Annotated in this window: 8 protein-coding genes; 2 read left to right on the top strand and 6 right to left on the bottom strand. The window is 45.1% G+C overall.

Annotation, left to right across the window (positions count from 1 at the left end):
* Positions 1-95 precede the first annotated feature (95 nt).
* Positions 96-1,592, top strand: a complete 1,497-nt coding sequence (locus ABIC22_RS24770) for an amidase (protein WP_354484538.1) — start codon at positions 96-98, stop codon at positions 1,590-1,592.
* 561 nt (positions 1,593-2,153) lie between these two features.
* Here ABIC22_RS24770 and ABIC22_RS24775 read toward each other — a convergent pair.
* From ABIC22_RS24775 to ppsA, 5 genes are all read right to left on the bottom strand, one after another.
* Entirely contained in the window at positions 2,154-3,281 is a 1,128-nt protein-coding gene (locus ABIC22_RS24775) for a Ger(x)C family spore germination protein (protein WP_354484540.1), read from the bottom strand.
* Entirely contained in the window at positions 3,278-4,372 is a 1,095-nt protein-coding gene (locus ABIC22_RS24780) for a GerAB/ArcD/ProY family transporter (RefSeq protein ID WP_354484542.1), read from the bottom strand. Before ABIC22_RS24780 ends, ABIC22_RS24775 begins: the two co-directional genes overlap by 4 nt.
* A gap of 3 nt (positions 4,373-4,375) precedes the next feature.
* Positions 4,376-5,869: a spore germination protein gene (locus ABIC22_RS24785; RefSeq protein WP_354484543.1), complete on the bottom strand. Its 1,494-nt coding sequence runs from the start codon at positions 5,867-5,869 to the stop codon at positions 4,376-4,378.
* A gap of 514 nt (positions 5,870-6,383) precedes the next feature.
* Positions 6,384-7,517, bottom strand: coding sequence for a serine hydrolase domain-containing protein (locus ABIC22_RS24790; protein ID WP_354484545.1), 1,134 nt, complete (start codon positions 7,515-7,517; stop codon positions 6,384-6,386).
* Positions 7,518-7,756: 239 nt separating this feature from the next.
* Complete coding sequence (gene ppsA, locus ABIC22_RS24795; protein WP_354484547.1) at positions 7,757-10,381, bottom strand: phosphoenolpyruvate synthase; 2,625 nt, start codon at positions 10,379-10,381, stop codon at positions 7,757-7,759.
* 451 nt (positions 10,382-10,832) lie between these two features.
* On the opposite strand from ppsA, the gene ABIC22_RS24800 reads away from it, so the two are divergent.
* Complete coding sequence (locus ABIC22_RS24800; RefSeq protein ID WP_354484548.1) at positions 10,833-12,146, top strand: erythromycin esterase family protein; 1,314 nt, start codon at positions 10,833-10,835, stop codon at positions 12,144-12,146.
* Between the two features lie 99 nt (positions 12,147-12,245).
* Here ABIC22_RS24800 and ABIC22_RS24805 read toward each other — a convergent pair whose 3' ends face one another.
* Positions 12,246-14,372 carry a galactose-binding domain-containing protein gene (locus tag ABIC22_RS24805; protein ID WP_354484550.1) on the bottom strand — a complete coding sequence of 709 codons (2,127 nt, stop codon included), beginning with the start codon at positions 14,370-14,372 and terminating at the stop codon, positions 12,246-12,248.
* Between the last annotated feature and the right edge of the window lie 42 nt (positions 14,373-14,414).

The raw sequence follows: 14,414 nt of genomic DNA on the forward strand, positions 1-14,414 counted from the left end.
CGGCAGTGCCTTTTGTCTTTTTATAATTCCAGTGGTACGATGACATATGGACAGGTATTTATACTATTTCATATTTTCGGAGAGGAACGATCGTCATGTCTTCATTTTCATATACGTCCTATGATGCCATAGGTCTGGCTGAACTGGTTCGCTCACGGGAAGTTTCCCCCGTTGAATTGCTGGAAGCGGCTTACGCTCGCCTAGAAGAAGTTAATCCGCTGCTTAATGCGGTCATTCGTACATATGAAACACGCGCACGCGAGGAAGCCGGCTATGTTCGTCCTGGGGAACAGCCTTTTGCAGGCGTTCCATTGCTCCTCAAAGACATCTCGCAATCGCTGGAGGGGGAAATTCTGACTTCCGGCTCCCGCCTTCTCAAGGATCATCGAGCTTTGCGCAATTCTAACTTTGTATCCAGACTTCGGGATGCAGGCTTCGTTATTATCGGACATACGAACACACCGGAATTTGGCCTCAAAAATATTACCGAGCCACGTCTTCATGGTCCGAGTCGCAATCCATGGAATACGAATCATTCACCCGGGGGTTCAAGCGGCGGTGCAGCTGCAGCTGTTGCTTCGGGTATCGTACCCATGGCCGGAGCCAGTGATGGTGGGGGATCGATCCGGATCCCCGCCTCCTTCAGTGGACTATTCGGACTAAAACCTACTCGGGGACGGACTCCTGTTGGACCAGGTGTAGGCCGTCAATGGCAAGGTGCATCCATCGACTTCGCGCTGTCCCGGACTGTGCGAGACAGTGCCGCCTTACTGGATACCCTGCAGGTCATTCAGCCTGAAGCCGCGTTTCATGCCCCGCTCTTTCCGGGCAGTTACTTGGCCGATATGAACTATCCGCACCAACGCAAACTAAAGATCGCTTATACCACGGACTCACCAGTAGGCACCCCTGTTAGTGATGATGCGAAGGAAGCAGTGTACAAGCTGGTTCGGTGGCTGGAGGAACAAGGTCATCACGTGGAGGAAAAATTGAGTCCGGTGAACGGTGTTCGGTTGATGGAGAATTATTATATGATGAACAGCGGTGAAATGGCGGCGATGATCGCCTCCATGGAGCATGCTATGGGCCGATCTTTGACTTCGGGCGATATGGAGATTGAATCCTGGGTGCTGGCTGAGGCAGGCAAAAAGGTATCGGCTGCAGAATTCGTTCACAGTCTTGCCGAATGGGACGTGGCTGCCGCACAGATGTCTACGCTCTTCGAACGATACGACTTCTATATCACACCCGTTAATGCCTTTCCTGCACCAAAGGTTGGAGAGCTAACTCCTCATGAGGAGCAAATTCAGCATCTGATGCAGATTAGCGAATTGGATAAGGTGCATCAGCAGCAATTGATTTATGAAATGTTTGAACCAAGTCTCACCTACACTCCCTTCACCCAACTCGCCAACCTGACAGGCCAGCCTGCAATGAGTGTTCCGCTGCACCTCACAGCTGATGGCTTGCCGATGGGCGTGCAAGTTATGGCAACCAAAGGGCGTGAAGACTGGCTGCTCCATCTGGCTGGCCAGTTGGAAGCATCCGGACTGTGGATCGGAATGAATGGAAACCCTCTTTTCCCTGCCTAAGTTAAAGAAAAAGGACAACGATCTAACTCCGTGACCACTTGAGTATATCAAGAGTCACGGAGTTAGTTGTGTGTTCGCTTTTATGGTAACAATAACATTGCGTTATGGATGTGTGTTCAATTTTCAGTTCCGAATTACGCACACCTATTCAGGGTATCCATTTTAGTATCCAATTGGTTTACATAATATATATTACGTAACAAAATGAGAATTTCTTAAATTTCAATGTCACATCCGTCAAAAGGTACATCTCGTTCAATGAGCTTAACGGCATTATCGATTGCGTTTAGTTGTTCCTCTGAAAGTAGATTTTCATCTCCATCCCAATCACCTAACCACCAGAAGAACGAGCTAATATTGCGGTATTCCATAAACATAGGAATAGTCTTGATCCATCGTTAGCGAGAGCATGTATATGCTGTGTAAGTACCAAGCCTCTTGGATGAGGGTTCTCGATATCATATTTCCCTGTGCACCAAGCCTTAACCGAAACATGTAAATCTACTAATCAGAACATTATTTATAGTGGTTATTACCGCGCACTAGCAAGTTATTATTAGATTACTCTACTGCCCCGGTGGCGGCGATCCGAAGATCAACTTCGACATCAAACTGGGCACGGGATAGCTCTTTTCCCCAATTGTCCTGCACTTCCTTGTACAACGGGTACTGATATGCCCGTGCATAGAACCCGAAACCGACAGGGTCTATTTCATGCTGCTGGAATTTTTCAATGAGCTTCTCAATCGCTACTTTCATTCCCTCGCTCAATTTTTTTTCCATGCCATCGAAATCATCCCGGAGTTCAAATTCAAGAAACTTTTCCGTGATGGCAATAATTGATTTTACTTTTACCTTGTATCGGAATTTCCCGTTCTCATAAGAAGATTTAATCTTTACTGAGGTGCCTCCTAGAGTAAAACTTACTTTATCTATGTTATACGGAACCGTTTGTTGTAGTTTATCCACTGGAAAAGTGAGACTGATTCCGGGTACCGCCTCCTTTTTCAAAATTTGAAGGAGCGACGTTTCCTGATAGGTTAGGGACGTTCGGTACTGGCCTTTCCGGGAAAGGAGAGTCGTTCCTTTAAGTAGGATCTTGTTATTCTCAATCTTGATTTCCGAGATGGCAGGGGTCATCGCCCGGTCATACAATTGTCGATGCAGCTCTTGCGCAGTTGTTGAGACCGTAGTCGAAATTTTGCTTCCTGATTCGACAATCGCTTTTAAAAAGAGGAGTATTGGCGGCTGATCCTTCGATTGGAAGTTAAAAATATCCGAAACTGGACCATCAACTGCGATGATCTTGTCGGTAATTGTATTTCGCGGATCACGGAAAGTAACATCCAATACTTTAAACCAATCCTTGTATTTAAGTAGTTCTTTCCCTACAATAATAACCTGAAAATTCCGTCCTCCTACCGAACCTGGAAATTGAGCATCCTGCTGATTCTTGGACGATCTTAATCCCTCAGCTAACCCTTCCGCTTCGCGGCTTTTCTTTTGAATGTCTTTGCTGAATACAGGCGCGGAGACATAATAATGGAGCTTTTGGTCTTCGACATCCAAGCCCAATGCCAATGGAACGGTAGCATCTTCCAAATTGGTTTTGCCACTTCCGCACCCTGTGATTGAACACAGCCATATGCAAAGTACAATAGAAATACCGGTTTTTTTAATCCATTTCATGTTCGTTTCCCTCCCTTCCATTTGTTGAAAATAACGACGTACAAAAGAATGGCTGCAGGCAATACGAATTCCATCACAAATCCGATAAGATTGAGTGAATTGTTGATTTGTGCAGCTGCCATAAAACTCGGGCGATAGATGAAAAAACTGACCTGTATGACAATACACCATATAGCAAGGTGAATATTGTCCTTACCTTTTCCCAGCAACGAGGCAGAGCATCTGGAAACAATGTGCATGGAGGGAATCCAAATACATGAGAAGATAAACAAATAAAATGCAATAAACAACACTTCGACCCGTTCGATAAATTGAAATTCAATAGACTTCAAAATACTGATCACCGGATCATTGTATTCTCCGATCTCATCAGGACTAAAATAAACAAAGCAAATAATGGTGATCCCCAAATATGCCAGGCAAGTAAGGGAATTGGAGATTACCATAGCCGTCATAGCCTTTTCCTTTTTCACTAAATGAGGGTACAGAAACAAAACTAGTACAATGCCAAGCAAGGGATAGATCATGATTTTTATGGAAGTAAATATGGGAAGCCAACCCTCTTTAAATAGTGGAAGCAAATAAAGCCAATGAGCACGATTCAGCGTTGAAACATAAACCAGGGGAATCCACATGGAGAGCATCGAAACAATTTCGGTGTACCGCCCGATCACCTGAAACCCATGCTGCGCAATCTGATAGGTGGGAATCAGAAGCAGAAAGGCCAGAATATAAATTAACGTCGTCGGCAGCAACCAGAGTTTAATGACCAGCGTAGCAACCGCGTAACCGTCATATGCGAGCAGCAAAAAATAAATCATAAATAGAAAAGTAACCAGTTTTGCCGCCCATCGGCCCATATAACGCTGAACTAATTCAAGTATTGTACTGTCCGGATTATGTTTCATTAATTTCACCATTGCCATAGAGGCTAACATCGCGAGCCCCCATCCTAAAAAGACCGTCATCCAACCATCCGTTCCAGCATGTCTTGCAAGCTCTTTTGGAAGAGCCAGGAAGGCAACACTGATCTGGAAAGTAGAAATGATAAGGATGAATTGCAGCGTCGTTATCGGGCGATATGTCTTCATGTATTACTTCTTCTCCTTCCATTCCCTGCTATTTCCTTGTCGTCTTGTCTGGCGTGACCGCGTACTGATCGGGCGCGTGTTCATCATCCATAACGGCAACCGGAGTAAGGTATCCTTCCAATCTACAGGTCTGAATGGAGCAATAGGCGTACTATACGAAGTGTTAAGCGAGTTTATCGTTATTAATCTGCCAATTATGGTCATCATGCCGACTACCAGTCCAATGAACCCGAACCAGGTGGCGAAAACCATCATCATAAAACGCATTAATCGTACAGCAGCAACCATATCCTGATTCGGAATAATAAATGAGGAGATCGCCGTAAACGCAACAACGATAACCATGACATTGCTGATCAAACCAGCCTGTACAACCGCTTGACCAATGACAATACCCCCGACAATGCCCACCGTCTGACCAATTGGAGCCGGAAGTCGAACCCCTGCTTCCCTTAGCATTTCAAGAGTCAGTTCCATGATGATCGCTTCCACGAAAGGAGGAAACGGAACCTGACCCCTTGATTCACCAAGCGTTAACAACAGCTTCATGGGTATAATTTCATAATGAAATGAAATAACGGATATGAAAAAGCCCGGCAGAAAAATGGCGATAAAAAAAGCAAAAATTCGCAATGTTCTAAGAAATGAGGAGATGGACCATCGGGAACTGTAATCATCAACCGTTTGAAAAAAGGACATAAACGTAACTGGAGCTACCACTACACTCGGCGAACCATCAACGACAACGACACACCGACCTTGCAGTATTTGCGAGGCAGCAGTATCCGGTCTTTCTGTCGTGATGATCTGAGGAAGCAAAGCTAGCGGTTGGTCTTCAATAAACTCAACTAATTCGCCCGTGTTAATAATGGCGTCTACATCAATGGATTGAATGCGTTCTTCAAGAACTTTTACGACCTCAGGGTCAATCACATCCTCCAAATAAAGCAGGGATACGGCCGTCTGTCCTCGTGTTCCAACGATATACCGTTTCAACTTTAGTTCTTTGTCTGCGACATAACGTCGAATCATGGCTATATTTTGAGAACCGTTTTCTATAAATCCCTGATGTGCTCCTTTCAATGAAGGCTCTTGCTGAGGGTCTTCAATTGCACGCTGAGGAATACCTTTGGTATCCAGTACATAGGCTTCACTTCGCCCTTCAATAAAAAGCACACTATAGCCGATCATAATGGAAAGTTTGAGATCCTCCCATTTGGAATAAGGCTTTACATACCCGACTGTTGTGATGAAGTCTTCAGACGGGTTACCGGACTCTAGCTGAAGTGGAGCAAGGACATCATGATTAAGTATCGTTTTGTCAGTCATTTCGTCCATGTATATGATGGCAGCTTGTTCACCGGTTTGTTTAATGTACAGCTTCCGAATGATCAAGTCGGGAGTATTCGTAAAGATTTCTTGAATTCTGGCGGTGGATTCGTTCAAACTTGGTGTGATGTTATCATCTTTCGAGATTGTTCCAGATGGTTCCTTCATTTTTTCACTTCACTCCCTTCTTCAAGCAGCATTTCCTTATTATGACGATTATTCTCGTGTATATGCATTTTGCTTTGGAATAAAGACACACTCCAAAGTTGAAACAAAAAAGCCGCTAAACATAGCGACTTGTAATTGTGTACATTATTTCCTGGTCTGGCCGCTTCACCCGGATGATTAGTGCAAGCAAATTAGTTTGCCTTGAGATGTCGGTGATCACTTTAATGATCTGTCCCATCTCTTGCGAGATCCGAACCAGATGATTGATGCCATCCTACACATGGTTGACGTACTGATGGATGGTGCTCATTGGAGACCAACTTCAGATTCAATTCCAATGTAGATGCTAACTACAGTTACCAATTAGACAATAAAATAAGAAACAGGGACACGTCATTACACGCGTCCCTGTTTCTTTCGTTATAGGGAAATATCTAAAATACGATGATTTTGTAGAATTACACTTTCCAGTAAACTTGATTTGATTACTGATGCCCTGCCTTCGCCGTTCAAATTATAGGCAGGAGTACACAACATTGCGCAAACGTCTCTGAACGTAAGGCTCTTGGCTATTAAGCAGATGCTGCGCATACATGACGGTGAGCCCGGAGTCGGGATCAATAATCGCCATGCATCCGGCAGCTCCGCTCCAGCCAAATTCGCCATGAGGGCTTAGTGAACCGCTCTCTGACTTGGATATATGCGTACGGACACCGAGTCCAAAACCATATCCGCCCATATGATCCCAAGAGTAATCAGGGCGCGTCATCTCATTCAGATGATCTGTCCGCATCAATTCCACGGATGCCTGCGACAAAATCCGAACACCTTCAGGACTGGTACCACGACCAGTGAGTGCGTTCAGGAACAACGCATAATCACGTACGGTAGATAACAGTCCTGCACCCCCACTCTCCAATTCCGAACCAACACGGAACCCGTTACCGTCCATGCGGATGGCTTTTTCGAGTTCATCATTGTATGCGTATTGCGGAATCAGACGTGACTGCTGCTCGTCGTTCAGATCGAAAGCTGTGTCGTTCATGCCGAGTGGTCCGGTGATTTCTTCCTGCAGATATGTCCCGAAACGTCTGCCGCTTACCACCTCAATTAATGCTCCCAGCACATCGTGACACATGCTATAGTTCCAATGCGTGCCTGGCTCAAACAGAAGCGGTTCCTTCGCGAGCGCTTTCGCAAACTCGCGAGTTGGCAGTTTTCCATCGGTGCTCTGTACGGCTTCCTTGATAGATGGCGCACCAACGTCATACGAGAAGCCCGCGGTCATTGTAAACAAATCTCGTACCGTAATGGCTCTTGTGGCTTTCTCCAATCTGATCTCACCATTCGGCATTATTTTCTTCACATTCATCTCTGCAAACTCCGGCAGATAGTCGGACACTGGATCACTGAGCAGCATATGCCCTCTTTCTACAAGTTGAAGTGCTGCAACGCAGGTCATGATTTTGGTCATGGAATAGAGATTGAAGATGGCCCCATCGGCGATTGGTGTGTTCTCCTCCAGATTAGCGTAACCATTACGATAGTGGAAAACGGTATCATTTTGATGGATGACCATCACCTCAGCCCATGGAATTCTCCAGGATGTGATTCGATCAATAAATGAAGCAAGCGGTTTAAAGTCCATGTTTATCCGTCCTTCTATGTAGAATCTTTTATTATTGCACACTGTGAACCATGGTCACGCCACGAATCACATATTACTACTATACGACCATTTGTAAGCGTTGACTACCTTCCGAAATAACTTGTTCCACAAAAACAAAAAAAGCCGCTAAACTAGCGGCTTGAAGGTAACATACATGTCTCTAACTGCAACTAACTCTGTCTTAAACTCAATCTCATGCTGCCTTTTTGATGTTGTAATTACAACGATAAGATTTCAATATATCCTTCTGTTCCATGCACACGAATTCGCTGCCCGTCTTTTATACGTTTCGTTGCGTTCTCCACGCCAACCACTGCTGGCAAGCCGTACTCACGTGCAATAACGGCTCCATGGGTCATCAGTCCACCTACTTCGGTGACTAGCCCTTTGATGGACACAAATAGTGGTGTCCAGCTAGGGTCTGTAAAAGCAGTAACGAGAATATCTCCATCTTCCAGCTCAGCTTCCTCCATGTCCAGAATCACACGTGCACGCCCTTCGATAACACCGGAAGAGACAGCGAGACCCACTAATGCTTCGGCTGGGAGGTTATCTCTTTTATACTTACCTGAAATGATTTCGCCATCTGACGTGATCACACGTGGAGGAGTCAATTTTTCATATAGTTTATATTCGTCTTTTCGCCTGCGGATCATCTGGTCATCCACTTTACGGGTACTCACCACTTCACGAAGTTCTTCAAAAGTAAGATCATATATATCTTCTTTTTCCCGCAAAACACCCGCTTGAACTAGTCGCTCGGCTTCCTTGAGCAAAGCTTTCTTATAAATGAAGTAACGATGAACCATGCCGTATTTGGGGTACTCTCTGTACCCACTCAAATTACGAATGATGTCGATCTTTTCTTTTGTTTCTTGTGCTTTCTGCTCTCCATCAGGCAGCTGCTTCAATCGCTCTAATAATTCCTCTTCTTTTCTCAAAGCCTCCTGTCGCCCTTGCTCAAACTTGCGGCTCCCTTCATTTGGTTTAAAGTTTTTAATATTACCCAGAATCAGTGGAACAAGTGTCAAAGGTTTTTCAATCCAGCGAGTTCGGGTTAGATCAATCTCTCCGGCACAGCGCATTCCATATCGCTCTAGATAGGCAATGATCGCTTCTTGTACTTCCTGGCCACCAGTGAACTGAACAAGATCATCCAGGAATTGATCCTTTTGTACATGTTGTAAGTATTGAACGACCTCAGGATAAGGACGAATCACATCTGCGACATCCAATAAGGCGAGCCCCATTTCGGAAGTGATATTGTTTGGAACAGACTGGGAGATCGCATCTGCTGCGTTTTTTTCACCTAACCATTCGTTCATCTTGTCATTGAGACAGAATGAAGCATTCATACCCGTTGTTATTACAGCTGAACTTCGCGGGTCAAATAATATCTTTCTAAGTTCCTGGATATCTTCCTGAATAAAATCAATCAGGTCAGATCCTGATTTTGTTTGAATCTTTTGTTTCAATTCTTCTATAGATGCTTCATTGTTCTTGATCAAATCCCCAACGATGGACGGATCTTGTTCATCGACTGGTATTTGAGTGCCTGCTGGGGGCAAACCTCTATTACCTTTATCGGAATTCTCTACTGGATTGTCGTTCGGTATTGATTTCACAAAATCTCCTCGCTCAATTACCGTCATTAAAGCGTCTTTGATAAGCGGATCGGATTTCCCAAGGGCATTCACAATGTTTTCTCTGGTGACAGGTGAGGCTAGCATAGGCGTTACATCCACGAACAACCTCCCGCCAGCTACACGCATGGGTGCAGGAGTTGTCATGAGATAAAATGAAAGTCCGAGTGGTTTGATGGGATCAGTCATCATTTGTTGATGGGCAACAGAAACATACACATGATTTTCTTGATCATTCACTTCAGGGATCGGAAATAACGTTGTAATTGGTCGGCTCTGGACAATGTAGAAGGTGCCATCGGACAAGCACCACTCAATATCCTGCGGGCAACCAAAGTAAGCTTCAATCTGTCTTCCTATTCGAGCTAACTCCAAAATGTGATGATCCGCGAGTGTTTGAGCTTTTTGCTGATCAGATTGAATTGTCCGCGTCTCAGTCCCGCCTTCTTTTCGAGCATAGATTGCGAGTTTTTTGGTTGCAATTCTTTTATCGACAATTTCTTCTTCCCTTACCTTATAACCATCAGCAGATACCAAGCCGGAAACCAGTGCTTCTCCCAAACCATAGCTGGCATCGATCGATAAGAGTTTTCGGCTGGACGTCATGGGATCGGCAGTAAATAAAATTCCTGAAGCCTGCGGGAAAATCATCTTCTGAATAATAACAGCCAAGTATACCTGGTTATGATCGAATCCGTTCTGCATACGGTAGATTACAGCACGATCCGTGAAAAGGGACGCCCAACATTTGCGAATATGCTCCAGTATGGCTTCCTTGCCGATGATGTTCAAATAAGTATCCTGCTGACCTGCAAAAGAAGCATGTGGCAAATCCTCGGCAGTTGCACTGGAACGCACCGCATATGCATGTTCATCTCCATACTGGCTGAGGTAGCGGCTTACTGCCTCGACAACCTCATAAGGAATTTCTGAATTCATAATGATCTGCCGAATCTCTCTGCTTAATTCACCAATTTGATCTCGCTCTTCTACATGAAGCATGGTTAGTCGACTGAGCAAAGAGTGGTATGTCATGTTTTGTTCGATGGCTTTCTGGTATCCCAACGTTGTCACACAAAATCCCTCAGGAACCCGAATCCCTTCCCTCTTGGATAATGCTCCTAGATTCAAACCCTTCCCACCCACAAGCCAAAGCTGTGACTTTTCGATCTCCTGGAAACTGAGAACCATAGAACTCATTCAACATCTCTCCTAATCATCAAATTGAGAAAAAAATCCTTTGACAAGATATCAGCGGCATGCTAAAATAAAAATATAAGATAGACTATCTATGCGTAAATACATAAATATACTCGTGAACTGATCATACCATCGTGTTACTTTATATGCAATAATTTTAAAAGGACCTGACTAAATGTCAGGTCCTTTTTTTTGCTATTTCGTTCAATTGTTCCTTCTTCATTTCCTTCCCCATGTGCCCCCTCTCAGACCTTTTTCAATACTCCCGAAAAACCTCACTCGACTTATTCAGTCTATATCAACAACCGCTTATATTTCGCGTTTAGAATCATTCCTCGTTTAGGGCGGTGAACAATTATGTCTTCAATTCTTTTCAAGCAGCTTGATTCGGTTATTCATTGAACAATTCGGAAATAATTTTCTCATACCGCCTATAGGAAGGAAGGACTTCATGAATTCCAACTCTCAATCAGAGAATGATGCTTATTTAAAAGAACTGGGTGCCTTATTTATCCCTTTGGACGAAATGGAGAATCTGGATCGAATGGTTGATGCAATCGGGGATGCAGATATTGTGCTCCTTGGGGAATCAAGTCATGGGACAGCCGACTTCTATCGATACAGGGCTGAACTTTCGAAAAAGCTGATTACAAACAAAGGATTTAACATCATCGGTGTTGAAGGAGATTGGCCCGCTGCTTATCGGTTGAATCGGTATATAAAAAGAGCACCGGGTGCCGATTCTTCGGCAGCAGACGCACTGGGTGATTTTACTCGCTGGCCGAATTGGATGTGGGCGAATACAGAAATTCGTAATTTTGCCGAGTGGCTAAAAGAATATAATGCAGCTGAAATCAGTGGCAGCTGTGAGCGTTCTAAGGTCGGATTTTATGGGATCGATATGTACTCCTTATGGGAATCGATGGAGGCCATTATTGGGTATTTGGAGAAAACCAAATCTCCTCAATTGGAACAGGCCCGCCGCACCTATGCATGCTTCGATCCATACAACAAGGATCATCAGAGTTATGGTATTGCAGCAGGGTTACTCTCCGAGAGCTGTGAGAATGAAGTGGTCGGACTACTAAAGCAGATGCAGAAACAGCATGTGGTGCACCCGGGTAGTGAAGAAGAATTGAACGCAGAGGTTAACATGCTGGTAACTTCCAGCTCAGAAGCCTATTATCGAACGATGGTCCGCGGTGGCCCGGATTCCTGGAATGTACGTGACAGGCATATGGTGGAATCACTGAAGCGTATCATGTCATATTACGGGTCCTCTGCCAAAGCCATTGTCTGGGAGCATAATACACACATTGGAGATGCGCGAGCAACAGACATGCTGGAAGATGGCATGGTGAATGTTGGTCAGCTGCTGCGTGAGGATGCACAGCATCAGGTGTTTGCCGTTGGCTTCGGAACCTATAAAGGAGAAGTCCTTGCAGGAAGAGGCTGGGGAGATCCTGTTGAGAAAATGGTCGTTCCACCCGGGCAGCCGGGAAGCTGGGAGGATTACATGCATCAGGCAGGAGGTGGCCGTAATGGCATGGTCATGCTCTCCGAAGCGTCCTCGTTACTGCATAAAGTCATTGGTCACCGCGCCATCGGTGTGGTATATGATCCGAAGCTTGAACGCTACGGCAATTATGTACCTTCCAGCATGGCGGACCGTTATGATGCGTTTGTCCATATTGATCAATCAACCGCCCTTCAGCCACTCCCGATCCATAAGCCAGTTGCAACAGAAGCACTTTTTTCGTCGTAACTCTGCTTGGATAAAGATCACATCTCAAAATAATATAAAAAGCGGCAGTCTCTGAATGCATCGATTCAATGATAGAGACTGCCGAAATGCTATTGGATTCTACTCGGGACCGTAAACCTCAAACTCCCAGATCGAATATCCGTATATGGTTGCCCGAACGGTTCCATACATTCGAACATACCGTGCTTGAACTTCGTCAAAGGTTATGGTCTCAATACCACCCTGACCTGTTGTGGTACTGTAAACATCTCGCCAATTCCCTTCATGACTCGGATCTTCGGTAACCTGTATTCGATAACTTTTGCCATAAGCAGTTTCCCAATACAACCTCACTTCATCTATCGTTTTACTCTCGCCTAAATCCACATATACCCAACCTGGATCCACTCCCCGTTTTGAACCAAAGCGTGTAGAAAAATTCCCATCATTTACGTATGGGGCGGTATCTTCAACTCCATCACGAGATGAAGCTACTGCGGGACGATGAAGCGCTAAGTTGGTTCTGGGAAGTGGTTCCTCATCTTGAACTGGCCTGATTGTAATATCATCGTAATGTTCCTTGCTCAAAAAGTTCATCTCGTGAAGTGTAGTGGCCGGCTGGCTTGCTCCAGGCATATATATATTATCAAAGGTCACATCCGTGATCTTCGCACCTTCCATGCCTTTCATTTTCGCAAAACTTTCGCCAGCGTCACGTACCGTAATATCCTTAATCTTGATATCACTGATGGGCCCAACACCGTTATTGCCAGCATTCACCGTAAATAGGGTCATCCAGGCACTATTGTCTTCGTTCTTCCCGCTAATGTCTTCCACATCCATGGATTCAAAGCGAACATCGCTCACCGTACCGGTGCCGTACTTGTGATGGATTGCGAACCCGACTGCTGCTTTATAAACAACGCCATTGCGAAATACGATATTGGACTGATTTTGCATAACACCTTGGCCTACCTTGTATCCATAGCATAACGTCCATGCAATCGTGTCCTCGAATAGCACATCGCGAACAGGCTCAGGACTACCCGGCCATGGCACTCTTCCGGAAGCGATATCCGTATCCGATTTCCATGATTTTGTGGAGAATGGATCATCAAGCGAGATACCAATGCTATTCTGTACAATGACATCTTGAGATTCACAAATATCGATACCATCGTTCTCCCCCATACCCAAACTGTTAAAGAGCTTTAGATTTCGGAAGACAAGATCATCTGAACGCACCGTAACCACAGCCCAGCCCGCTGATTCTCGGATGACAATGCCTTCCATCTCAAAGTGGGTCGTATCGATCGGAACAACCAGGTTATTAATCATTCCTTTTCCATTGGTACTTTTGTCATCATGCAGTGCTTGCCCATTGCCATCAATTGTACCTCGTCCATATATTTTAATGTTCTCGGATTGGAAGGCAGTAGAGATCCACCAGGTTGCCGGTCGTCCCATCGAATCCTTGAACCAGTGCTCCGTATAATCTGAAGTTTTGCCCGTACCTACCAGGGTGGCTCCGGGTGCCATATAGATCGCCGTATTACTTTTTAAGACCAGGTTGCCAATCAAATAAGTTCCTGCAGGTACATAAACTATCCCTTGAGCCCCTCCGCCTTTTAAAGTTCCGTAATGGCTGGCATCTTCTATGGCCTGTTGAATGGCCTGGGTCCTTGCTGAAACTCCAGTGGCTGACGAACCTGAGGATGCCACATGATACGGCGCCGCTCCGATATTAAAGATTCCCTCGCCACTTGAAGCAGGGACATCCGTTTCGAGTGGATCTGCAGCGATGACCATGCGGGTCTTGCGATTATTCATCATTACGATAAGGTATTCATCAGATTGAGTCGTAAAAGTGATGGTTCTGCCCTCGATCTTGTCGGCTTGGATTCCGAGTTTCTTCGGACTTATCGAATACTCATGCACCTTGTCCGTGTTCAGGATCGTTAATTCGTAAGTGACGGGGCCATCTGACATCGAAAAATGCGCATAGTCATAATCGCTGAACCCCTTCACAACAGGAACAGGCACTCCGTTTGCCTTAAGCGTGTAATTCACGGAACGTGCATACCGGACCGATGGCTCGTAGGTTGTAATTGTCGCTGAACTCCCCTGAAGATGCTGTTCTTCACTCTCCAATGCGTTAACGTGAGAATTCGAATAGGGTGTCAGCAGTAAAGCAAAAACTATAGTAAGCATAATGGTTGCACGAAAATGCGTTCTAACCCATGCCATTTCATATCGCCTCCAGTCATTTCATCACCTTAGAAAGCGCAT

The organism is Paenibacillus sp. PvP094, from assembly GCF_040546835.1.
Lineage (GTDB): Bacteria > Bacillota > Bacilli > Paenibacillales > Paenibacillaceae > Paenibacillus > Paenibacillus illinoisensis.

What these genes read in the sequence shown, in the direction of transcription:
- ABIC22_RS24770 (WP_354484538.1), top strand. Translation starts at nt 96, where the DNA reads ATGTCTTCATTTTCATATACGTCCTATGATGCCATAGGTCTGGCTGAA.
- ABIC22_RS24775 (WP_354484540.1), bottom strand. Translation starts at nt 3,281, where the DNA reads ATGAAATGGATTAAAAAAACCGGTATTTCTATTGTACTTTGCATATGG.
- ABIC22_RS24780 (WP_354484542.1), bottom strand. Translation starts at nt 4,372, where the DNA reads ATGAAGACATATCGCCCGATAACGACGCTGCAATTCATCCTTATCATT.
- ABIC22_RS24785 (WP_354484543.1), bottom strand. Translation starts at nt 5,869, where the DNA reads ATGAAGGAACCATCTGGAACAATCTCGAAAGATGATAACATCACACCA.
- ABIC22_RS24790 (WP_354484545.1), bottom strand. Translation starts at nt 7,517, where the DNA reads ATGGACTTTAAACCGCTTGCTTCATTTATTGATCGAATCACATCCTGG.
- ppsA (WP_354484547.1), bottom strand. Translation starts at nt 10,381, where the DNA reads ATGAGTTCTATGGTTCTCAGTTTCCAGGAGATCGAAAAGTCACAGCTT.
- ABIC22_RS24800 (WP_354484548.1), top strand. Translation starts at nt 10,833, where the DNA reads ATGAATTCCAACTCTCAATCAGAGAATGATGCTTATTTAAAAGAACTG.
- ABIC22_RS24805 (WP_354484550.1), bottom strand. Translation starts at nt 14,372, where the DNA reads ATGGCATGGGTTAGAACGCATTTTCGTGCAACCATTATGCTTACTATA.